Genomic DNA, 21,150 nt, shown 5'->3' with positions numbered 1-21,150 from the left:
CGGAGTAATACCATGGCTCGTGTAACTGTTGAAGACTGCCTGGACCACGTGGATAACCGTTTTGAACTCGTTATGGTTGCCACCAAGCGGGCACGCCAGCTGGCGACCGGTGGTAAAGAGGCGATGCTGCCGTGGGAAAAAGACAAGCCCACCGTAATGGCGCTGCGTGAAATTTCTGAAGGGCTGGTCACCGACAAGGTGCTGAACGAGAAGCCCGAGCCCGAAGAACTGATCAGTTTCGGGATGGACGTAGAAGCCGATAACCTGGGCTAACTGGCGTCGTCGCAATGACACTGAATCGCCGCCCCGCTCCCCTTACCGCAGGACGTTACGGCTGACTGCAGGAGGCGGCGATTGCCCACCATTGATGATCTGGCCCAGAGCCTCTCTACCTATCTCAACCCGGATCAGATCAATCTCGTCCGTCGAGCCTACTATTTTGCTGAGCAGGCCCACGATGGTCAGCGCCGCCGTAGCGGCGAGCCCTATGTAACCCACCCCCTGGCCGTTGCCCGCATCCTGGCCGGCATGCACATGGACCACCAGAGCCTGATGGCGGCCATGCTCCACGATGTCATCGAAGATACCCGTATTCCCAAGCAGGCGGTGGCCGCCCAGTTTGGCGAGGTGGTGGCCGAGCTGGTGGACGGAGTGAGCAAGCTGACCCAGATGCGGTTCGAGACCCGCGCCGAGCAGGAGGCGGAGAACTTCCAGAAGATGGCCATGGCCATGGCCAAGGATATCCGCGTTATCCTGGTCAAGCTGGCGGACCGCTTGCACAACATGCGTACTCTGGGGGTGATGCCCCCCGAGAAGAAGCGGCGCAAGGCTCGCGAGACCATGGAGATCTATGTGCCGATCGCCAACCGCCTGGGGATGAACTCGGTGCGGGTGGAGATGGAGGAGCTCTGCTTCAAGGCGATCCACCCGATGCGCTCGAGCCTGATCCAGCGGGCGGTCAAGCAGGCCCGTGGCAACCGCAAGGAGCTGGTGTCGGTGATTCGCGATGCGATTAATACCCGCCTGCGCGAGCATGGGTTGGAGGGGTCGGTGACCGGCCGCGAAAAGCACCTCTACAGCATCTATCGCAAGATGCGCAACCAGCACAAATCCTTTGCCGAGATCATGGATGTGTACGCCTTCCGCATCATCGTTCCCACGGTCGATGATTGCTACCGGGCGCTGGGGGCAGTGCATAACCTCTACAAACCCTTCCCGGGCCGCTTCAAGGATTACATCGCCATCCCCAAGGCCAACGGCTACCAGTCGCTGCACACCACCCTGTTCGGTATGCACGGGGTGCCGATCGAGATCCAGATCCGTACCCAGGAGATGGAGGAGATGGCCAATAACGGCATTGCCGCCCACTGGCTCTACAAGTCCGAGGAGGAGGCGCTGGTGGGTAGCCACGCCCGTACCCGGCAGTGGCTGAAAGGGGTGTTGGAGCTGCACCAGAACGCCGGTGATCCGCTGGAGTTTATCGAAAACGTCAAGATCGACCTGTTCCCCGACGAAGTCTATATCTTCACCCCCAAGGGCAACATCATGGAGATGCCCAAGGGGGCCACGCCGGTGGATTTCGCCTACGCCGTGCACACCGATGTGGGCAACAGCTGCGTGGCCTGCCGTATCGACCGGCGCCTGGCTTCCCTCAGCCAGCCATTGCAGAGCGGGCAGACGGTGGAGGTGATTACCGCCCCCGGTGCCAAGCCCAACGTCGCCTGGCTGAGCTTCGTTACCACCGGTAAGGCGCGCTCCAACATCCGCCACTACCTCAAGCACCAGCGCCACTCCGACTCGGTGGCCCTGGGGCGGCGCCTGCTCAACCGGGTGCTGGGCAGCCTCAACGCTTCCCTGGAGCAGGTGCCCGAGGAACGCATCTACCTGCTGCTCAAGGAGGCGGAGCTGGCGAGCTTTGATGCCTTGCTGGAGGAGATCGGTCTCGGTAACCGCATGGCCTACATGGTGGCCAAGCGACTACTCGAACAGGCGCCCGGTGAGCATAAGGAGCAGCTCGACAACAGCAATGCCCAGCAGCCACTGACCATCCGTGGCACCGAGGGGATGGTGATCTCCTTCGCCCGCTGCTGTTACCCCATTCCCGGTGACCCCATCGTGGGCCACGTCAGCTCAGGGCGGGGTATGGTGATTCACTCCGAAGCCTGCCGCAACGTGGCGGAGATTCGCCACAACCCGGAGCGCTGCCTCGAGGTGGAGTGGGACAAACAGGTGAGCGGCGAATTTACCGTCGAGCTGAAGGTGGAGCTGGAGCACCAGCGCGGCATGGTGGCAACCCTGGCGACAGCGGTCACCTCCACCGATGCCAGTATCGAAAAGATTAGCCTCGAGGAGCGGGATGCCCGCTTCTCAGTGGTCGAGCTGCTGATCAACGTCAGCGATCGACTGCACCTGGCGCGAACCATCAAGCGCCTGCGCGCCGTCAAGGGCGTCAATTCCATTACCCGTACCCGCGGTTAATTCGGGACCATTCGAACAATCGGAGACCCTATGAGCAACAAGCAGATCATCACCACCGACCGTGCACCCGCCGCCATCGGCACCTACTCGCAGGCGGTCAAGGTAGGCACCACTGTCTACCTGTCAGGGCAGATTCCCCTGATTCCGGAGACCATGGAGCTGGTGGAGGGCGACTTTGAAGCCAATGCCGAGCGCGTGTTCGAGAACCTCAAGGCGGTGGCTGAGGCGGCGGGTGGCAGCCTCAAGGATCTGGTCAAGCTCAATATCTACCTCACCGACCTTGGCAACTTCGCCAAGCTCAACGAGGTGATGGCCCGCTATTTCGAGGAGCCCTATCCCGCCCGCGCCGCCATCGGTGTTGCCGAGCTACCCAAAGGGGTGCCGGTGGAGATGGACGGAGTGCTGGAGCTGGCCTAAGGGCTAGCTTTCAGGGCGCGCTGCCAGCAGCGCGCCATAGCCGGCGCGAAAGTCGGGAAAGATAAAAGGGTAACCCGTCTCCAGCAGGCGCCGATTGCTGCAGCGTTTGCTGGGTATATTGCAGGGCTGGGGCTCAGGTGACGACAGCTCGATCCCCAGTTGCCCCGCCAACCAGTCCAGAACCTCATCCATGGCGCAGGGTTCTGAGTCGCTGGCCACATACAGCGGGGCTACCTCCGACCCTTGCCAGTCGAGGGCAATAAGATGCGCTAGCACGCCCGCGCAATCGTCGCGGTGGATGCGGTTGGTGATGGGGGCGGGCTGGTACTCGCAACCCCTCCCCGCCTTTACTCGCTGGATCAGACGCTCCCGCCCCGGCCCGTAGATGCCGGAAAAGCGCACGCTGGTGGAGGCCATCGGCGCCGCTGCCAGCCGCGCCTCCGCCTCCAGCATCCGCTGCCCATTAAAGGCCCGCGGCTGGGTGGCGGAGGTTTCATCCACCCACTCCCCTGCCCCCTGGTGGTAGACCGCTGTACTGGAGGTGAACAGTAATCGGCGTGGCGGAGTCGGCTGGCTCGATGCGGCCCTCACCATCGCGGCCACCCCATCCACATAGGTGTGCTTGTAGCCCTGATCGCTGCGCTCGCTGGCGGCGGCGGTGAACACCAGGTAGTCCAGGGAATCGGGCAGCGAGTGCCAGCAGGCGGGATCATTGAAATCACCCTCCAACGGGACAATGCCAGGGGCCAGGCGGGAACAGTCGCGTCGCATACCCCAGACCGAGGCACCCTGTTGCAACAGCTTCAGCCCCAGTGCATTGCCGACATCACCGCAGCCGATGATTAGGACACGGGGTGAGGTGGGTCGGTTCATGGTTTTGCTCCTGAAGGGGTGTTATCGCTGCGCTGGTGGATTAAGATAAGGCTAAGAGTTTTTGTTATCTAATAAGTTTTCTTAATCATGACACTGACCGAACTTCGCTACATAGTCACCCTTGCCCGTGAACAGCACTTTGGCCGCGCGGCCGAACGCTGTTTCGTCAGCCAGCCTACCCTCAGTGTGGGGGTGAAGAAGCTGGAGGCAGAGCTGGGGATCTCCATCTTTGAGCGCACCAAAAGCTCGGTGCAGGTCACCCCCCTGGGGGAACAGGTAGTCAAGCAGGCGCAGAAGGTACTCGAGGAGGCCGCGGCGGTGCGCGAGATCGCCAGCGCTGGCAAGGATCAGCTCAGCACTACCCTGCGGGTGGGGGCGATCTACACCATCGGCCCCTACCTTTTCCCCCACCTGATTCCCCAGATCCGGCGCCTGGCACCGGCCATGCCGCTCTACATCGAAGAGAACTTTACCGCCGTTCTGCGGCAGAAGCTGCGCAATGGTGAGCTGGACGCAATCATTATCGCCCTGCCCTTTACCGAACCCGATGTGCTCACCAAAGCCCTTTACGATGAGCCCTTTACCGTACTGATGCCCTGCCAGCACCCGCTGAGTCAACAGGAGAGTATCCGCCGATCGCAGTTGTGCGAAAACGAGCTGCTGTTGCTGGGGGAGGGGCACTGTTTTCGTGACCAGGTCCTTGAGGCTTGTCCGGGGCTCAGCTCGATGACGGCTCGCGATAACAAGCTGCGTACCGATGTGGAGGGGGGATCACTGGAAACCCTGCGTCACATGGTGGCCTCCGGGATGGGGATGACGGTGTTGCCCATGTCGGCGGCCGGTGACCGCTCCTACACCCCCGGCATGCTGGAGACGCGGCCCTTTGAGGCCCCGGTACCCTTCCGCACCGTGGCGATCGCCTGGCGTGCCAGTTTCCCCCGGCCCAAGGCGATCGACCTGCTGGCTGACGCCATACGCCATTGCAGCATTATGGAAAAGCCAGCGGCGTGAGTGCCCGTGAGGGGGTGAGCCAACGCCCGGTTAGCGAACTCAAGGGGGTGGGCCCCCAGGTGGCGGAGAAGCTGGCACGCTTGCAGATCTTCAGTCTGCAGGATCTGCTGTTTCACCTGCCCTTGCGTTACCAGGATCGCACCCGGGTCACAGCGATCGGTGGCTTGCAGTTGGGACAGGATGCAGTGATCGAGGGTGAGGTAAAGGCCGCCGATATTGTGATGGGGCGTCGCCGTAGCCTGGTGTGTCGGTTGCAGGATGGCAGCGGCACGGTCACTCTGCGTTTTTTCCACTTCAGCGCGGCTCAGAAACAGGGGCTGGCAGTAGGTACCCGCCTACGCTGTTACGGTGAGGTGCGACGGGGCAGCTCGGGACTGGAGCTATTTCATCCCGAGTACAGCCGTTTGCAGGAGGGGATGGAGGCGCCGGTTGAGGCCTACCTGACGCCCATCTATCCCGTCACTGAGGGGCTGCACCAGAACCGCTTGCGGGGGCTGGTCGAGCAGGCCTTGCGGTTGCTTGAGCAGGAGGGAGGGCTGCAGGAGTGGCTCCCCCCCGAGTTGCTGGCGGAGCATGGGCTGATGGCCCTGCAGGATGCGGTGTTGCTGCTGCACCGACCGCCCCCCGAGGTCTCTCAACAGCAGCTGCTGGAGGGGCAGCATCCCGCCCAGCGGCGTCTGATCTTTGAGGAGCTGTTGGCCCACCAGCTGAGCCTGTTGCAGCTCCGGCAACGTATCCAGGCGTTGCAGGCTCACCCCCTGCAGGGGGGCGAGACTCTGCGCGAAGCGTTACTGGCCCGCCTGCCCTTCTCCCCAACCGCGGCCCAGCGACGAGTCCTTGAGGAGATTGATGCGGACCTCGAGCAGCCGCGCCCCATGCTGCGGCTGGTGCAGGGGGATGTGGGCTCCGGAAAGACCCTGGTGGCCGCCCTGGCCGCCTTGCGGTCACTGGCCTGCGGGGGGCAGGTGGCCATGATGGCGCCTACGGAGATTCTGGCGGAGCAGCACTACCGCACCCTGAGTGACTGGCTGCAGCCGCTGGGTATTCAGGTGGCTTGGCTGGCGGGCAAACAGGGGGTGCGTGAACGGCGCGAGCAGCTGGCGCTTGCGGAGCAGGGCCAGGCGGGGCTGGTGGTAGGCACCCATGCACTGTTCCAGGAGGAGGTTCGGTTTCAGCGCTTGGCGCTGGTGATCATCGATGAACAGCACCGCTTTGGCGTGCACCAGCGGCTGGCGCTGAAAGCCAAGGGAGAGCAGGACGGTTATCAGCCGCACCAGCTGATCATGACCGCTACCCCCATTCCCCGGACCCTGGCGATGAGTGCATACGCTGACCTTGATTGCTCGGTGATCGATGAGTTACCCCCGGGGCGCACGCCGGTGGAAACGGTGGCGATCCCGGAGGAACGTCGCCCGGAGGTGATCGACCGGGTACGCAAGGGCTGCCGCGAGGGGCGCCAGGCCTACTGGGTCTGCACTTTGGTGGAGGAGTCGGAGGTGTTGCAGTGCCAGGCGGCCCAGGCGACAGCTGAGACCCTCAGCGCCCTGTTGCCGGAGTTCCGGGTCGGGCTGGTGCATGGGCGTATGAAAGCGGCGGAAAAGGCCGCGGTGATGGACGCCTTCAAGGCGGGCGGCGTACAGTTGCTGGTGGCCACCACGGTTATTGAGGTGGGGGTGGATGTGCCCAATGCCAGCCTGATGATCATCGAGAACCCGGAGCGGCTTGGACTGGCCCAGCTGCACCAGTTGCGTGGCCGGGTTGGCCGGGGCGCGACCCGCAGCTACTGCGTATTGCTTTACCGCGCACCGCTCTCACAGATGGGGCGCGAGCGGTTGGGTATCATGCGTGAGTCCAGCGACGGTTTTGTCATTGCGGAGAAAGACCTGCAACTGCGGGGACCGGGTGAACTGCTGGGGGCTCGGCAGACCGGGTTGGTGCAATATCGCATTGCCGATCTGCAACGGGATGCGGCCCTGCTGGAGCCGGTACAGGCGGCGGCGCGCTGGCTGCAGGCGCGCGGCCTGGATAACAATGCCGGGTCGTTGATCCAGCGCTGGTTGGGGGCGCGAGAACAGTATGGACAGGCCTAAAGGGCCGACAACAAATAGAGTGACATGCAGCAATGGGATGTTAAAAAAACGCCACCGCCCAAGGTAGGGTTGAGGCCATTGGCTATAGTTAGCAACATTGATTAACGGACAACAGGATACAATCGAGTGATACCCAGCAAGGTAAAACAGTTACTGGATAACCAGGCCATCGCCTACAATGTTACCAGTGTGCCGCGCCTGGTGGCCGGCCAGGGGCGCTGCGGGGCCAGCCATGTCGTGGTGGTGATGCTCGAGGACGAAATTGGTCGCCTGCAGGTGCTCTTCCCTGCGGACCACCTGATCGATCTTGGCAAGCTGGAAAAATTGCTGGGTCGTTCCCTGAGGGCGACCCCTTGCTCCGAGTTAAGGTCCATTTGCCAGGAACATGGTCTGGATGCATTGACGGGCCTACCCCAGCTGACCGGCATACCCACCATCGTCGACAGTGCGCTCTACGAGCAGGCCGAGCTGATGATGGAATCGGGCGCTGAAAGCAATCTGCTACAGCTGACCCAGGACGAGTTTCGCCGTATCCTGCGTGAAGCGACCCCGCTAGATGCGACTATTTCAGTACAACCACAGGAACCGGTTATGAGTTACCTTGACCAGGACGTTGCAGAGATCTCCGCAGCCGTCAAAAACTTCACTACCTTGCGGATCAAGCAACGCCTGGAGGAGACCGTCGAGATACCGCCTCTGCCGCGGACCGCACAGCGCATTATCAAACTGCGGGTTAATCCCGATGCCGAGATCGAGGATCTGACCGAAGTCGTGGAGGAGGATCCTAGCCTGGCAGCGCAAGTCGTCAGCTGGGCGGCGTCCCCCTACTACGCCGCTCCCGGCAAGATCAAGTCGATTGAGGATGCGATTATCCGTGTGCTGGGCTTTGACCTGGTGGTCAACCTAGCGATCGGCCTGGCGCTCGGCAAGTCGCTGGCGCTACCGAAGGATATGCCCGAGGGGCACACCCCCTACTGGGTCCAGTCGGCCTACTGCGCCACTGCCATTGACGCATTGAGTTCTCTGATTCCCCGGGCAAGCCGCCCGGAAAAGGGGCTCTGCTATCTGTCAGGACTGTTGCATAACTTCGGCTATCTGGTGTTGTCTCATGTCTTTCCGCCACACTTTTCGGTGATCTGCCGTCACCTTGAGGCCAACCCCCACGCCAGCCATGTGGAGGTTGAGCGTCACCACCTGGGCATTTGCCGGGAGCAGATGGCGGGCTGGTTGATGGAGCTGTGGGGGATGCCGGAAGAGGTGGTGGTGGCGTTGCGCTTTCAGAATGAGCCCCGATACTCAGGCAAGTATGCCAACTACGCTCGCCTGCTGTACGTGACACTGCGCTTGCTGCGAGAGCAGGAGCTGGGTGACGGGCCAGCCGAGGAGGTGCCCGCAGAGATGTTTGAGGAGCTTAACCTGGATCCTGAACAGGCACGCGCGACGGTCGCCGAGCTGGCACAGCGCCGCGGGGAGATCGAGCAGATGGCCCATGTGTTTGGCCATTAAGGCGGGCTTGCGCGACGGGGGAGCCTGAAGACCCTGGTCGCGTTGAAAACTTGCCACGGCACAGACCTTTGGGGGATCATCGGAGTTCACAGGGCTGCCATACAGAGTGCAATGGAACAGGAAAGACGGGTCTACCAGCTGCTGAACCTGGCGCAGCACCAGCTTAAGCTGTACATCGACAAAACCATGCTGAAGACTGCAGGGGTTACCGGTGCCCAGGTGGCGGCGTTGCTGTTTTTGGAAAAAAACGACGGTTGCCAGCAGAAGGAGTTGGCCGCCGGTCTGCAGCTGGATACCTCGGCCATCACCGGTATGGTAGAGCGGTTGTGCCGAAAGTCGATGATCGAGAAACGTCGGAGCCTTGAGGACCGTCGTGCTTTCTCCCTTCACCTCAGTGACAGCGGACGTAAGGCGCTGGAGCAGGTGAAGCCCGTGATACGCACCAACAACCAGCTGTTTGAAGAGCGCTTTGGTGCCGAGGCAGTGGACCAGTTCTGCGAGATACTCCACTACCTGACGACCATCAAAACCTCCTGAGCCCTAACGGGCAGGTAGCCTAGGGGGTGTCTGCAAAGGTGGCCCGCTGGGTTTTAAAGAACGCCTTGATGGCGGCAATGCACTGCTCCACAAACCACTGGGTCGGTTCTGCTTCGTACAGCTGCACGTATTGCTCAAGCTGGCGGGTGGGAACCTGCCGGTAAGCGTAAAGGAAAAAACTCTCGACCTGCTGTCGGGTTCGCGCCTCAAGTTGCTCGTGCAGCTGTTGATCCCGGGCGCCCTCCTCTTCCCGGCTGCCGGCTGGCCGCTGGGTGAGTAGATCGGCGGCCTGCTGGATCGAACGCATCAGCTCGGTGCGCAGCAGTACACTGATGTCAGAGGTGCGTGAGGCTTTGTCGAGTCGTTGGACAAGCTCTACGCGGACGCCGCGGGGGGGATTGAGTTTGACCTTCTCCCGGTACTCATTGAGCCGCTGGCGACCATCGGCACTGCCCGCCTGCTTCTCCTTTTCGTTCATGGCGTTCGCCAGGGGCGAACTCAGGGCCGAGTTCATCTGCTGCAGATAGTCGGGGCGATCCCCCTGCATCAGTGCGTTAACCAGTTGCGTCCGAAGCGGGTCGAGCTGCAGTTGCTGCTGCAGGCGGTCACTGGCTTTTTTAAGCAGGGCCTTCTCTTCATCGGTACGGGTTTGCTGGGCCTGCAGAAGACGGCCCAGCATAACCGGTGCCTGTTGCAAGAACAGCTCCATACCGGAGAGTTGTACGCTTTGTTCGGCGAGCTCGCGGGGTGTGTTGGTAGCCAGGCTGTTAAGCGAAAGCAGTAAACCTGAGACCAGCAGAATGGTTTTGAGCACAGTGAGACCTCATCGTTTTTTCAGCGCAGTCTCTACTAATGTAGCCAGTAAGCAGGCGTTGTCACAAACGAGCGTCTATCGCCTGTTGTCGAGATGTCGGGCTTTTGCCCTGGATTGCATAGCGTGCAACCCAGGGCCAGGGAAGGTCAGCCGTTGATGCTGTCGCGGAGGGATTTGCCGGGCTTGAAGGCAACGGTGTTGCTGGCCTTGATCTGGATCGCTTCGCCGGTTTGCGGGTTTTTACCCATGCGGGCACCGCGGTGGCGCTGGGTAAAGGTGCCAAAGCCCACCAGGCTGACGCTCTCGCTGCGGCTCAGGGCGTCGCTGATCTGGTCAAGAATGGCGGTAAGAGCTTCACCGGCCTGCTCTTTGGTCAGGTCCGCTTGCTCGGCAATGGCTGCTACTAATTCTGGTTTACGCATGAGTCCCCCAAGGTGTCATCGGTAGTGCTGTTTGTTATTGTTTGGTCATATATCTAAGCAGTCGTATCAGCAAAAGTGAAGTCTTTTTTAGGGAAGGGGGCCGGCTACTGGGGGTTTGGGGCGGTTGTGTTACAATTCGCCGCCTAGCGCGCCCGACCCCGGCCTGGGGAACGGCTATACCATTGGCCTCTCTTAACCCGGTAGTCCCTTGCCCCTTACCACTCTTTATGCCAATCAGTGGCGTCCACAAAGCCAGATGCTCAAATCCGATCTGCCTGAGCCTTGGCGCGAGTGGTTGTTGGACAGGGGGTCGTTGACCCAGCGTTTGATGCGTCGCTATCCCGGCAAATTTTCCGTGCAACTGATTCGCCAGCAATGGGCGCGGCCGACACCCTCGGAGCGTCGTTGCCTGGGAATCGGGCAGAGGGAGTTTGCCAACATCAGGGAGGTGCTGTTGCTGGGGGATGGCGTGCCCCGGGTGTTTGCCCGCAGTGTGCTGCCCCACTCCACCCTGGTAGGCCCCAACCGTTGTCTGCTGCGCCTCAACACCAAGCCGCTGGGGGCCTACCTTTTCAGCAATCCGGCGATGGAGCGCGGCGAGATCGAAATCGCCCCGCTACCGGTTAACCAGCTGAACGCTCACCTTCCCAGCGAATATGAGGAGCAGGTGGCCTGGGGGCGGCGCTCGCTGTTTTTCCTTGACCATCGACCGCTTTCCGTGTGCGAGGTGTTCCTGCCCTCACTGTTCGAGTAGCCGCGTTGCAATCAGCCAGGTGAGACCCTAGACTGCGGTCATCACCTTGACCCCCTTTGGCCAGATACCGTCCCTGTTATGATGCCTTGGATCCTGGAGCGTTTTCCCCGCCTTCCCGACTTTATTGCGCTGACCCGACTCAATAAACCGATCGGCATCTACCTGCTGCTGTGGCCTACCCTGTGGGCTTTATGGGTTGCGGCCGAAGGGCTGCCCCGCCTGGACCTGCTGTTGATCTTTGTGACCGGGACGGTACTGATGCGCAGCGCGGGCTGTGTCATCAATGACTACGCCGACCGGAACTTTGATGGGCTGGTGGAGCGCACCCGCGAGCGTCCGTTGGCGACCGGGCGCATCCAGCCCCACGAAGCCCTGCTGCTGTTTGCCATCATGGTGGCGCTGGCCTTTGTGCTGGTGCTGTTTACCAACCGCCTGACCATCCTGCTATCGGTCGGCGGCCTGGTACTGGCGGCCTGTTATCCCTTTATGAAGCGCTACACCCACCTGCCCCAGGTGGTGCTGGGCGCCGCCTTTGCCTGGTCGATTCCCATGGCCAGTGCGGCCCAGAGTGGAGAGGTGACGCCGGTGGCGGGCCTGATCTACATCGCCACCTTACTGTGGATCGTGGCCTACGACACCCAGTACGCGATGGTGGATCGGGACGATGACCTCAAGGCGGGCATCAAATCGACCGCCATTCTGTTTGGGGAGGCGGATAACCTGATGATCCTGATCCTGCAGGGTTTCAGTCTGCTGGTGCTGGTGATGGTGGCTGCCCGGCTGGAGTTAGGGGCCCCCTTCTACGCGGCACTGGGGGCGGCCGCCGCCCTGTTCGCCTACCAGTACCGGTTAACCCGGGACCGTCAGCGGGAGGCCTGTTTCCGCGCCTTTCTCAATAACCACTGGGTCGGGTTGGTGATTTTTGCAGGGCTGGCCGCCGACTACGCCTTGCGGAGCCTCTGATATCACGCTGTAATGCCTTTGTAACAAAGCCCCGTTCTAATAGTGCCTGGGCGCTTGCAAGGAACAGGTACGGCCATGACAGAACACACCATATTGATTGTCGACGACGAGGCTGCGATTCGCGAGATGATTGCGGTAGCGCTGGAGATTGCTGGCTTTCAAACCCTCGAGGCGGAGAACGCCCAGCAGGCCCAGGTGCTGATCGTCGATCACAGCCCCGACCTGGTACTGCTCGACTGGATGATGCCGGGAACCACCGGCATCGAACTGGCGCGACGGCTGAAGCGAGATCCGCTCACCCAGTCGCTGCCAATCATCCTGCTGACGGCCAAGGCGGACGAGGACAACACCATCCAGGGGCTGGAGAGCGGTGCCGACGACTACATCACTAAACCCTTTTCCACCCGTGAACTGGTGGCGCGCCTGAAAGCGGTATTGCGCCGCAGCCAGCTCCATGAGCCGCAAGAGGCGATTGTGGTGGATGGGCTTGAGCTCGACCCCGTCAGCCACCGGGTAAGCATCGACGGTGCCGCTGCGGAGATGGGCCCCACCGAGTTTCGATTGCTGAAGTTTTTCATGACCCATCAGGAACGGGCCTATACCCGCGGACAGCTGCTCGACCAGGTCTGGGGCGGCAATGTGTATGTGGAAGAGCGTACCGTCGATGTGCATATACGGCGCCTGCGCAAGGCCCTGGGCAGCCGCTATGAATCGCTGGTCCAAACCGTACGTGGCACGGGCTACCGTTTCTCTGTCAGGGGCTGAGATGAAGCGCAATTGGCAAAGGCGTCTGATGGGGAACCTTGCCTGGCTGGTGGTTGCGGGGCTGGCCCTGGGGGCGCTCACCGGCGCCTATGGCTGGAGCCTGCTGCTGGTGACAGCGATCTATCTGGGTTGGATGCTACGCAACCTGATGCGAATCCTGCACTGGGTGAACGTCTTTGATGAGGAACGCAGCCCTCCGCCCGAGAGCGTCGGCATCTGGGGTGACCTGTTCGATGCCCTTTACCGCCTGCAGCGCCGCGACCAGCAGGATCAGGAGCGGCTGCGCTCGATAATCCAGCGCATTCAGGATTCGACGGCGGCCCTGCGTGATGCGGTGGTGATGGTGGATAGCCGTCAGTCCCTTGACTGGTGGAATGAAGCCGCGGAGTCCCTGCTGGGGTTGCGCTTTCCCGGTGACCGTGGGCAGCGGGTGACCAACCTGATTCGCGACCCCCGTTTTGCGCGCTACTTTGTGCAGGGGGATTACCGGGAGCCGCTGGAGCTGCGCTCCCCGCTTAACGACCGGGTTCGACTCCAATACCTGATTACCCGCTTTGGCCAGGGAGAGCGGCTACTGGTGGTGCGCGATGTGTCCCGCCTCTACCAGCTGGAGCAGATGCGCAAGGATTTGGTGGCCAATGTCTCCCATGAGCTGCGTACGCCCCTGACCGTGATCCGCGGCTACCTCGAGACTCTGCAAACCCACCCCGATGGGGTGCCTGCTACCTGGTCGAGGGCGCTGAAACAGATGCAACAGCAGACCGAGCGCATGGGCAACCTGGTGACCGATCTGCTGTTGCTGTCGCGCCTTGAGAACAGTGACGAAAGCTCGGAACCGCGTAAAGTAGCGATCTACCCGCTGCTACAGAAAATCGTGGAGGAGGCGGGGGAGCTGGTCGATATCCCCTCTCGCATTGTGCTGGAGTGCGAAGCTGGGGCGATGTTAATGGGGCAGGAGCCGGAGCTGTTCAGTGCCTTTTCCAACCTCGTCATCAATGCCGTCAAGTACACCCCCTCTCCCGGTACCATCGAGGTTCGCTGGTGGCAGGACAGCAAGGGGGCCCACCTGGCGGTGCGTGACGAGGGCATCGGCATCGATCCGGTGCATATCCCCCGCCTCACCGAGCGCTTCTATCGGGTGGATACCAGCCGCTCCATGGCAACCGGTGGCACCGGCCTGGGGTTGGCGATCGTCAAGCATGTGCTGCTGCGCCATGGTGGGGTGCTGTCTGTGCGGAGCGCGCCGGGAAAAGGCAGTACCTTCAGCTGTCATTTTCGGCTGCAGTCCTGCGTGCCAGTGGTGGAAAGCGCCTGAGCTAGAAGCTGACCGGTTGCCCCAGCTGCTCGGTCAGTTCACGGGCACACACCGGCTTGCTGACCAGGTAGCCCTGAATCTCGTCGCAGGCAAAGCGACGCAGAAACTCCGCCTGCTGCGGCAGCTCCACCCCTTCGGCCACGACCCGCAAGTCGAGGCTGAGTGCCATGGCGATGATCGCTCGAGCCAGGGCGCAGTCACTGTCGCTGTCGGGGATGCCGCTGATGAAGCTGCGGTCGATCTTGAGTGCGCTGACCGGGAATCGGCGCAGGTAACTGAGGGAGGCGTAGCCGGTGCCGAAATCGTCAATGCTGATGCCCACCCCCAGCTCGCGAATGCGGTGAATGGTACTGCTGATCCGGCTATTTTCCTCAAGCAGGATGCTTTCGGTGAGTTCCAGCTCCAGTAGGTGATGGGGCAGCCCGGTGCGTTTAAGGGTCCTTTCGATCACCGCTGCACCGTCCCCCTGTTTAAGCTGCTGGGCAGAGAGGTTGACCGCTACACGAATCTCGATGCCATCATTGAGCCACTCACGGGCCTGCTGGCAGGCCTGCTCCAGCACCTGCTCGCCAATAGCGCCGATCAGGCCATTCTCCTCGGCGAGATAGATAAAACGCTCGGGCTCCACCAGTCCCAGCTGTGGATGTTGCCAGCGTACCAGCGCTTCGACGCCACGGATGGTGCCGCTGGCCAGGTGCAGCTTGGGCTGGTAATAGACTTCAAACTCGCGGTTGGCGACCGCTTTGCGCAGCGCCCCCTCCAGCAGCGGTTGGGTGGCGTCCTTGTCCGCCAGCTCGTCGGTGTAGAGGTGGTAATGATTGCCGGCAAACTTCTTGGCTTCAATCAGCGCCCGTGAGGCGCCCTGCAACAGGGCGCGTGCGGTGCGCACCTGCTGGGGAAAACGGCAGACGCCGGCGCTGAGGGTCAGGGTCAGGTCGTGGCTGGCGACCCGGTAGTCGCGCCCGGTTTTGCGCAGCAGGCGTTCGCAGATGCGCATCAGACTGCCGAGGCCGGTCTCGCCCGGTAGCAGGAGGGCAAACTCGTCGCTGCCGGTACGGGCAATCAGCTCGGCGTCCCGGGCGTGGGTGCGCAGGCGCCGGGAAAAATGCACCAGCAGTTGATCCCCCACCTCGTGGCCGAGCGATTCATTGATCTGCTTGAAGCGGTCGAGGTTAAGCAGTATCAGGTTCAGGGTTTTGCCAGCCTGGGTGGCCTTGCTGAGGCGACGCAGGAACTGTTCGCGGTTGACCAGGCCGGTCAGGCTATCGAAGCTGGCCAGGTAGTGAAGCCGGTGCTCGGTCCGCTGCTGGTCAGAGAGGTCGTTGAAGATGGCCAGGAAGTAAGGGTTAAGACCGCTGGCGTCAGTTACGCGGGAGAAGTTGGCCGCCACCGGGTAGGGGTGACCATCCTTGCGATACTCCAGTATTTCCCCGCTCCAGAACCCCTTCTGCTGCAGCTGGTCCGTGACCTCCTGATAAAAGAGAGCGGGCTGCTGGCGGGAGATCTGGTCGATGGGGCGGCCGATCAGCTCCTCGTAGGAGTAGCCGGTCAGCTCGCAGAAACTGGGGTTGGGGAGCTGGATGCGGAGCTGGTGGTCGAGCAGGCAGATCGACTGGTGACTGAGGGAACACAGGCGGCGGAAGAGGTCGCTCTCCGCCTGCTGTTTTTTCTGCAGGGTGATCTCCCGGCGGGTACCGGCAATGCGGGTAATTCTGCCCTGAGCATCCCAGGCGCTGGCCTGGCCCCTGTCTTCCAGCCACAGCCACTGGCCGTTTTGGTGGCGGGCGCGGAACTGGACACGGTACTCCAGGCTGTTGCCGTTAAGGTAATGCTGCATCGCCTCCTTGAGGCGCAGCAGGTCCGCTTCCTCGAGCAGGGGCTTGAGGCTGCCGATAAAACCCTGCTGGCCATCGAAGCGCTGGCCCAGCATCTCCAGCGCCTGAGGTTGGATAAAGCGGTCCTGGCTCAGGTCCCACTCCCACAGGCTCAGTTCGTTGGCCTCAAGCACCATGGCCAGGCGCTGTTCGGCGGCCTGAATGCCCTGGCGCGCGTCGCTGAGCTGTCGTGCCAGGCGGGCGTTGTGGGCTGGGTCGGGGCTTGAACCCACGGCAGGCTCGACAGCAGCCGGACGCTCAGGGTGGCTGAGCGCCAGCTCCCGCTGGGTGTGTTGCAGTTTGAGCTGGAGACGGTCATGACGCTGCTGAAGCTGGTAGCGGCTCAGCAGGTAGTGATTGGCACAGAGGTTACCGTAGGTGAGCAGGGCCAGGCTCAGCAACAACCCGAGGGTTGCCAGCTGCGCGTAGTTACCCCCTTGCCACAAGAGTTCTGTGCACAGCGGCAGGACGGCAGCGCCTGCAAAGCTCAGGAACGCGGGGGGGAATATGGCATAAAAGAGCATAGCGCTCAGCAGCGCCGCCAGCAGTAGCAGGTAGCACACCCCCGTGAGCGGCAGGCTCAACTGGGGCAGCAGTGAAACGAACGCCAGGGCGATGGTGGCTCCCCCCAGCAGCGCGGGCAGGCAGGAGATCAGGGGCCAATGGCCCAGCGCGCGCTCACGGCGATAGCGAAAGCGCAATGCGAGGTTGTAGCGCCCCAGCATTAACAAGGCCAGCCAGACTCCACCGAGCAGTAGGTGATAAGCGTTCAGGACCGGCCATAGGAAGGCCGTCGCCAGTAACGAGCCAAAGGTGACCAGCCACGGCAGGGTGCGGTGCAGTTGGTGCAGTCGCTGCAGCTGGAAATGGGTCTGGTCGGCCGTCCGTTGGCGCATGTTACTGTCATCCGGGGTTGCGTTGTTGCCTAACCGTGGCAGCAGTCGCCGGATCGCATCGATCATGGTGGTCCCGAGTGGTTGGGTTACAGTCTGCCCGGCGAAGAGCCTGCGGCGCTGGCTTTTGTTATTATGGGCTTCTGAACGGTTCCAGCCTCCATTTAACCCCATCTAACCACAGCGCAGCAAGCCGCGTGCGCACAGCAGGATACGGATGAACGTAACTCAACAAGTGGCGTCCCTTAACGATGCCCAGCAACGTGCGGTGACCGCAAAGCCCGGCAACTACCTGGTGTTGGCAGGGGCCGGCAGCGGTAAAACCCGGGTGCTGGTGAATCGGGTTGCCTGGCTGGTGAGTCAGGGGGAGTCCCCCTACAGCATCATGGCGGTGACCTTTACCAACAAGGCGGCGGCGGAGATGCGGGCGCGTATTGAAGCCCTCTGGGGCAGTGCACTGCAGGGGCTGTGGGTGGGTACCTTTCACAGCCTGGCCCACCGGCTGCTGCGTGCCCATTGGCGCGATGCCGGGCTGCCCGACAACTTCCAGATCCTCGATAGCGACGACCAGCTGCGACTGATCAAACGGATCTGTAAAGAGCTGGAACTGGACGACTCCCGCTGGCCTCCCCGGCAGGTGCAATGGTTTATCAACGGGCAAAAAGATGAGGGTCTACGCCCGCAACACATTGAAACCCATGGCGACCTCTTTACCCAGACCATGGTGCGTGTGTACGAACGCTACGAACAGGCCTGCCAGCGGGGCGGCATGGTGGACTTTGCCGAGTTGCTGCTGCGGGCCCACGAGTTGCTGCGTGACCAGCGCCCGATCCGTGAGCACTACCAGCGCCGCTTCTCCCACCTGCTGGTGGATGAGTTCCAGGATACCAACGCCATCCAGTACGCCTGGCTGCGCCTGCTGGCGGGTGAACATGGGCAGGTCATGGCGGTAGGGGACGACGACCAGTCAATCTATGGCTGGCGGGGGGCCCGCATCGAAAACATCCGCCGCTTCGACGAGGATTTTGCCGGCGTCGAAACCATTCGCCTCGAGCAGAACTATCGCTCCACCTCCACCATCCTGAGGGCAGCCAACGAGCTGATTCGTCACAATACGGATCGCCTGGGCAAGGAGCTCTGGACCGAGGGTGACGAGGGAGAGCCGATCCAGCTTTATGCCGGTTTTAATGAGCATGATGAAGCGCGCTTTATTGTGGATCGTATCCAGGAGTGGCTGGAACAGGGCTACAGCCGTAGCGATGTGGCCATACTTTACCGCTCCAACGCGCAATCGCGGGTACTGGAGGAGGCGCTGATCCGAGCCGCGGTGCCCTACCGCATTTACGGTGGCCAGCGCTTTTTCGATCGTGCCGAGATCAAAAACGCCCTCGCTTACCTGCGGCTGTTGAACCAACGCGACGATGATGCCTCGCTGGAGCGGGTGATCAATGTGCCCACCCGAGGCATCGGCGAGCGCAGCGTGCAGTTACTGCGGGATTGCGCGCGTGAGCAGGGAGTATCGCTGTGGCAAGCCTGTCGGTTGGCGGTCGAGCAGCGGCGGCTGCCTGCCAGGGCCTGTGGCGCCGTGGCCGATTTTATGGGGCTGCTGGATGAGCTCGAAGTGCGCTGCGCCAACCTGGCTCTGCACGAGCTGGTGGACCATGTGATTGCCGCCACGGGCCTGATCGACTTTCATCGCAAGGAGAAGGGGGAGCGGGGCCAGGCGCGGGTGGAAAACCTCGAGGAGCTGGTCAGTGCCACCCGCCAGTTCGACCCTGAGGAGTCACCCTATCATGACCAGGAGCAGGAGTTGGCTGCCTCTCCGCTGGCGGTATTTCTCGACCACGCCGCCCTGGAAGCGGGGGATAACCAGGCCGATCGCTACGAGGAGAGCGTGCAGCTGATGACCCTGCATTCGGCCAAGGGACTCGAGTTTCCGCTGGTCTTTATGAGCGGCGTCGAAGAGGGCCTGTTCCCCCACAAGATGTCGCTGGAGTCGGGTAATGGCCTGGAGGAGGAGCGTCGGCTCTGTTACGTGGGTATTACCCGGGCCATGCAGCGCCTCTACCTCTGCTACGCCGAGTCCCGTCGCCTGCACGGCAGTGAAACCCTGAACGCGCCCTCACGGTTTATCGGCGAGATACCCCGCGAGCTGATCCAGGAGGTGCGGCTTAATGCCCGTATCTCCCGCCCGGTTAGCCAGGGACTTTTTTCCAGTGCGGCCCGTGACGTACCGGAGGGCGGTTTCGCCCTCGGGCAGCGGGTATTGCACAAGCTGTTTGGTGAAGGGGTGATCCTCAACTACGAAGGTCAGGGCGCGCAGGCACGGGTGCAGGTCAATTTTGATACCGAGGGCACCAAATGGTTGGTGCTCTCCTATGCCAAGCTGCAGGCGCTTTAGCCGCAGCCATTAACCACAAGCCGAGGTGAATTTTGAGCGATAACTCAGAGATTGGGCTGGAGAAAATCCAGCAGCTGAACCAGCTGTTGGAGGAGACGCTGGAGTCCCGCAGCAAGGGGCAACTGATCCAGCTGGTGCGCCTGCTGGGCGCCAGCCTGGGCGCCATCCGCGTGCAGCAGAGCGACGAGGAGAAGCAGCGTGAGGCCCACCAACGGGTGGAGATGACCCAGGCGGTAGCGGCGGGCGACCCCCAGGCCATCGCCCAGGCGCAGCACGCAACGGTCGCTGCCATCACCGAAATCCTCTCCGCTCTGAGCGCGCTGCAGGAGCCCACCCCTGGGGAGGGGGAGGCCTAGCGGCCTTCGTTAAGCGGGGATCGGCCGGGTGCGGCCACGCTCATCAATGGCGACCAGCACGATGGAGCCGTCGGTCACCTTGCACAGCTCGTTGGCATCCTCGCGAGAGGGTTTCCAGACCTCGATGCGGATGGTCAGGGAGCTGCGCCCCTGCCCAACGACCTCACCGTAAAACCCGAGGCAGTCGCCGATGCTCACCGGCACCATAAACGCCATACTCTCCATGGAGACAGTGGCAACGCGACCGTTGGTTGCGCGCCGGGCCAGCATGGCCGCCGCCAGGTCCATTTGGGAAACCAGCCAGCCACTGTAGATGGCTCCCTCGGGGTTGGTATCCCGGGGCATGGCCTGGATCTGCAGGCAAAGTTGGCCATTGGGCCTTGGGTTATCTTCAATATCGTTCATCGGTTCCGCTCTTGTTATTGCTTTGCGTTTACGGCCAAAGGCTAATGGTATTTTAAGGACAATCCCTGTCGGCGCGGGATTATACCCAAAACTGCCGGTGCGGGAAGTAGTGATCGATCGAGAAAGCGAGCGCACCCACACTCGATACATTTAATCCCGCTGGTCATAAAACTGTCATCTCGCCGCAATATAGTTGCAACACGACCCCTGGATACTCGTGGTCACTGAATACAGCAATACCACTTGGAGAGACGTGAGATGAGAATGAACAGCATGATCAATGGACTGGTCGGTGTACTGGCCGCCAGCAGTGTGACGGTAGCGGTAGCCGCTACCGCCGTGGACCCCTCTATCCCAACCTACAGCAAGAGCAGTGGCGTCTCCGGCAACCTGTCCAGCGTGGGATCGGACACCCTGGCTAACCTGATGACCCTGTGGGCGGAAGAGTTCAAGCGCGAATACCCCAACGTCAACATTCAGATTCAGGCCGCCGGCTCATCCACAGCGCCGCCCGCGTTGACCGAAGGCACCTCAAACATGGGGCCCATGAGCCGCAAGATGAAGGACAAGGAGCTGGAGGCGTTCGAGAAGAAGTTTGGCTACAAGCCGACCGCAATTCCGGTCGCCATCGACGCGCTGGCGGTGTTTGTAAACAAAGACAATCCCGTCAGTGGTCTGACCATTCCCCAGGTGGATGCGATCTTCTCCTCCACCCGCAAGTGCGGTTACGAGAAGGACATCAGCCGCTGGGGCGATGTCGGTCTGGACGGCGCCTGGAAAGCGCGTGGATTCCAGCTGTACGGTCGTAACTCCGTCTCAGGCACTTACGGCTACTACAAGGACAAGGCGCTCTGTAAAGGCGACTTCAAGAGCGGCGTCAATGAGCAGCCGGGTTCCGCCTCCGTGGTGCAGTCGGTCAGTGCCTCCATTAACGGCATCGGCTACTCCGGCATCGGCTACAAGACTTCCAGCGTGAAGACCGTCCCTTTGGCCAAGAAGCCGGGTCAGCCCTTTGTGGATGCGACGTCCGAGAATGCGGTCAATGGGAGTTACCCGCTCTCCCGTTTCCTCTATGTTTACGTCAATAAGGCGCCCAACAAGCCGCTGGCACCCATCGAGCGCGAGTTCGTAAAGCTGGTGCTTTCGCAGCAGGGCCAGAATGTGGTGGTGAAGGATGGCTACATTCCACTGCCGGCCAAGGTGGTCGAGAAGCAGATGGCGGCCCTGGGCCTCTAGCCTTGAGCTGAACACCTCACCGCTGTTGCCACAAACCCCG

Annotated in this window: 19 protein-coding genes; 14 read left to right on the top strand and 5 right to left on the bottom strand. The window is 61.7% G+C overall.

Annotated features, from left to right (window positions below; translation table 11 throughout):
- The first annotated feature begins 12 nt into the window (after positions 1-12).
- From rpoZ to D0544_RS11650, 3 genes are all read left to right on the top strand, one after another.
- Positions 13-273 (top strand): DNA-directed RNA polymerase subunit omega, encoded by a 261-nt coding sequence (gene rpoZ / locus D0544_RS11660; RefSeq protein ID WP_125016341.1) that lies wholly within the window; start codon positions 13-15, stop codon positions 271-273.
- An 81-nt stretch (positions 274-354) separates the two neighbouring features.
- Positions 355-2,478, top strand: coding sequence for a bifunctional GTP diphosphokinase/guanosine-3',5'-bis pyrophosphate 3'-pyrophosphohydrolase (gene spoT, locus D0544_RS11655; RefSeq protein ID WP_125016338.1), 2,124 nt, complete (start codon positions 355-357; stop codon positions 2,476-2,478).
- Between the two features lie 30 nt (positions 2,479-2,508).
- A complete protein-coding gene (locus tag D0544_RS11650) occupies positions 2,509-2,895 on the top strand; it encodes a RidA family protein (protein ID WP_125016337.1) in 387 nt (128 codons plus the stop codon).
- Positions 2,896-2,898: 3 nt separating this feature from the next.
- Here D0544_RS11650 and D0544_RS11645 read toward each other — a convergent pair whose 3' ends face one another.
- Positions 2,899-3,768: an NAD-dependent epimerase/dehydratase family protein gene (locus D0544_RS11645; protein ID WP_125016335.1), complete on the bottom strand. Its 870-nt coding sequence runs from the start codon at positions 3,766-3,768 to the stop codon at positions 2,899-2,901.
- A gap of 87 nt (positions 3,769-3,855) precedes the next feature.
- Between D0544_RS11645 and D0544_RS11640 the strand changes: the two genes are divergently transcribed.
- The 4 genes from D0544_RS11640 (at position 3,856) to D0544_RS11625 (ending at position 8,912) form a co-directional block, all read left to right on the top strand.
- On the top strand, positions 3,856-4,779 hold the full coding sequence (locus tag D0544_RS11640; protein WP_125016333.1) for a hydrogen peroxide-inducible genes activator: 924 nt from the start codon (positions 3,856-3,858) through the stop codon (positions 4,777-4,779).
- Positions 4,776-6,869, top strand: coding sequence for an ATP-dependent DNA helicase RecG (recG, locus tag D0544_RS11635; RefSeq protein ID WP_424220785.1), 2,094 nt, complete (start codon positions 4,776-4,778; stop codon positions 6,867-6,869). Before D0544_RS11640 ends, recG begins: the two co-directional genes overlap by 4 nt.
- 126 nt (positions 6,870-6,995) lie before the next feature.
- Complete coding sequence (locus tag D0544_RS11630; protein ID WP_125016331.1) at positions 6,996-8,375, top strand: aminoacyl-tRNA deacylase and HDOD domain-containing protein; 1,380 nt, start codon at positions 6,996-6,998, stop codon at positions 8,373-8,375.
- Positions 8,376-8,486: 111 nt separating this feature from the next.
- Positions 8,487-8,912, top strand: a complete 426-nt coding sequence (locus D0544_RS11625; protein ID WP_125016329.1) for a MarR family winged helix-turn-helix transcriptional regulator — start codon at positions 8,487-8,489, stop codon at positions 8,910-8,912.
- Between the two features lie 19 nt (positions 8,913-8,931).
- Here D0544_RS11625 and D0544_RS11620 read toward each other — a convergent pair whose 3' ends face one another.
- Both D0544_RS11620 and D0544_RS11615 read right to left on the bottom strand, forming a co-directional pair.
- On the bottom strand, positions 8,932-9,726 hold the full coding sequence (locus D0544_RS11620; RefSeq protein ID WP_125016327.1) for a hypothetical protein: 795 nt from the start codon (positions 9,724-9,726) through the stop codon (positions 8,932-8,934).
- Between the two features lie 146 nt (positions 9,727-9,872).
- Complete coding sequence (locus D0544_RS11615) at positions 9,873-10,148, bottom strand: HU family DNA-binding protein (RefSeq protein ID WP_125016325.1); 276 nt, start codon at positions 10,146-10,148, stop codon at positions 9,873-9,875.
- 208 nt (positions 10,149-10,356) lie between these two features.
- Between D0544_RS11615 and D0544_RS11610 the strand changes: the two genes are divergently transcribed.
- The 4 genes from D0544_RS11610 to phoR all read left to right on the top strand — a co-directional run bounded on the left by D0544_RS11610 (position 10,357) and on the right by phoR (position 13,945).
- On the top strand, positions 10,357-10,902 hold the full coding sequence (locus D0544_RS11610; RefSeq protein WP_125016323.1) for a chorismate--pyruvate lyase family protein: 546 nt from the start codon (positions 10,357-10,359) through the stop codon (positions 10,900-10,902).
- Between the two features lie 81 nt (positions 10,903-10,983).
- Positions 10,984-11,865, top strand: a complete 882-nt coding sequence (ubiA, locus tag D0544_RS11605; protein WP_207905922.1) for a 4-hydroxybenzoate octaprenyltransferase — start codon at positions 10,984-10,986, stop codon at positions 11,863-11,865.
- A 75-nt stretch (positions 11,866-11,940) separates the two neighbouring features.
- A complete protein-coding gene (gene phoB / locus D0544_RS11600; protein WP_125016319.1) occupies positions 11,941-12,630 on the top strand; it encodes a phosphate regulon transcriptional regulator PhoB in 690 nt (229 codons plus the stop codon).
- Position 12,631: 1 nt separating this feature from the next.
- Complete coding sequence (gene phoR, locus D0544_RS11595) at positions 12,632-13,945, top strand: phosphate regulon sensor histidine kinase PhoR (protein WP_125016317.1); 1,314 nt, start codon at positions 12,632-12,634, stop codon at positions 13,943-13,945.
- A gap of 1 nt (position 13,946) precedes the next feature.
- On the opposite strand, the gene D0544_RS11590 is transcribed toward phoR, so the two are convergent.
- Entirely contained in the window at positions 13,947-16,781 is a 2,835-nt protein-coding gene (locus tag D0544_RS11590; RefSeq protein WP_164880914.1) for a putative bifunctional diguanylate cyclase/phosphodiesterase, read from the bottom strand.
- Between the two features lie 148 nt (positions 16,782-16,929).
- Here D0544_RS11590 and uvrD point away from each other — a divergent pair, with 148 nt between their 5' ends.
- Together uvrD and D0544_RS11580 are read left to right on the top strand one after the other, a co-directional pair.
- Entirely contained in the window at positions 16,930-19,113 is a 2,184-nt protein-coding gene (gene uvrD / locus D0544_RS11585; RefSeq protein WP_125016313.1) for a DNA helicase II, read from the top strand.
- A 32-nt stretch (positions 19,114-19,145) separates the two neighbouring features.
- A complete protein-coding gene (locus tag D0544_RS11580) occupies positions 19,146-19,469 on the top strand; it encodes a hypothetical protein (RefSeq protein ID WP_125016311.1) in 324 nt (107 codons plus the stop codon).
- A gap of 9 nt (positions 19,470-19,478) precedes the next feature.
- Here D0544_RS11580 and D0544_RS11575 read toward each other — a convergent pair whose 3' ends face one another.
- Positions 19,479-19,874 carry an acyl-CoA thioesterase gene (locus tag D0544_RS11575; RefSeq protein ID WP_125016309.1) on the bottom strand — a complete coding sequence of 132 codons (396 nt, stop codon included), beginning with the start codon at positions 19,872-19,874 and terminating at the stop codon, positions 19,479-19,481.
- A 264-nt stretch (positions 19,875-20,138) separates the two neighbouring features.
- On the opposite strand from D0544_RS11575, the gene D0544_RS11570 reads away from it, so the two are divergent.
- The gene (locus tag D0544_RS11570; RefSeq protein ID WP_279387274.1) at positions 20,139-21,110 is read left to right on the top strand and encodes a PstS family phosphate ABC transporter substrate-binding protein; all 972 of its coding nucleotides are present in this window, start codon (positions 20,139-20,141) and stop codon (positions 21,108-21,110) included.
- Positions 21,111-21,150 lie beyond the last annotated feature (40 nt).

This window comes from Aestuariirhabdus litorea (assembly GCF_003864255.1).
GTDB classification, from domain to species: domain Bacteria; phylum Pseudomonadota; class Gammaproteobacteria; order Pseudomonadales; family Aestuariirhabdaceae; genus Aestuariirhabdus; species Aestuariirhabdus litorea.
This window is presented reverse-complemented; position numbering and strand designations above follow the sequence as displayed.

What these genes read in the sequence shown, in the direction of transcription:
- rpoZ (WP_125016341.1), top strand. Translation starts at nt 13, where the DNA reads ATGGCTCGTGTAACTGTTGAAGACTGCCTGGACCACGTGGATAACCGT.
- D0544_RS11650 (WP_125016337.1), top strand. Translation starts at nt 2,509, where the DNA reads ATGAGCAACAAGCAGATCATCACCACCGACCGTGCACCCGCCGCCATC.
- D0544_RS11645 (WP_125016335.1), bottom strand. Translation starts at nt 3,768, where the DNA reads ATGAACCGACCCACCTCACCCCGTGTCCTAATCATCGGCTGCGGTGAT.
- D0544_RS11640 (WP_125016333.1), top strand. Translation starts at nt 3,856, where the DNA reads ATGACACTGACCGAACTTCGCTACATAGTCACCCTTGCCCGTGAACAG.
- D0544_RS11625 (WP_125016329.1), top strand. Translation starts at nt 8,487, where the DNA reads ATGGAACAGGAAAGACGGGTCTACCAGCTGCTGAACCTGGCGCAGCAC.
- D0544_RS11615 (WP_125016325.1), bottom strand. Translation starts at nt 10,148, where the DNA reads ATGCGTAAACCAGAATTAGTAGCAGCCATTGCCGAGCAAGCGGACCTG.
- ubiA (WP_207905922.1), top strand. Translation starts at nt 10,984, where the DNA reads ATGCCTTGGATCCTGGAGCGTTTTCCCCGCCTTCCCGACTTTATTGCG.
- phoB (WP_125016319.1), top strand. Translation starts at nt 11,941, where the DNA reads ATGACAGAACACACCATATTGATTGTCGACGACGAGGCTGCGATTCGC.
- phoR (WP_125016317.1), top strand. Translation starts at nt 12,632, where the DNA reads ATGAAGCGCAATTGGCAAAGGCGTCTGATGGGGAACCTTGCCTGGCTG.
- D0544_RS11590 (WP_164880914.1), bottom strand. Translation starts at nt 16,781, where the DNA reads ATGATCGATGCGATCCGGCGACTGCTGCCACGGTTAGGCAACAACGCA.
- uvrD (WP_125016313.1), top strand. Translation starts at nt 16,930, where the DNA reads ATGAACGTAACTCAACAAGTGGCGTCCCTTAACGATGCCCAGCAACGT.
- D0544_RS11575 (WP_125016309.1), bottom strand. Translation starts at nt 19,874, where the DNA reads ATGAACGATATTGAAGATAACCCAAGGCCCAATGGCCAACTTTGCCTG.
- D0544_RS11570 (WP_279387274.1), top strand. Translation starts at nt 20,139, where the DNA reads ATGAACAGCATGATCAATGGACTGGTCGGTGTACTGGCCGCCAGCAGT.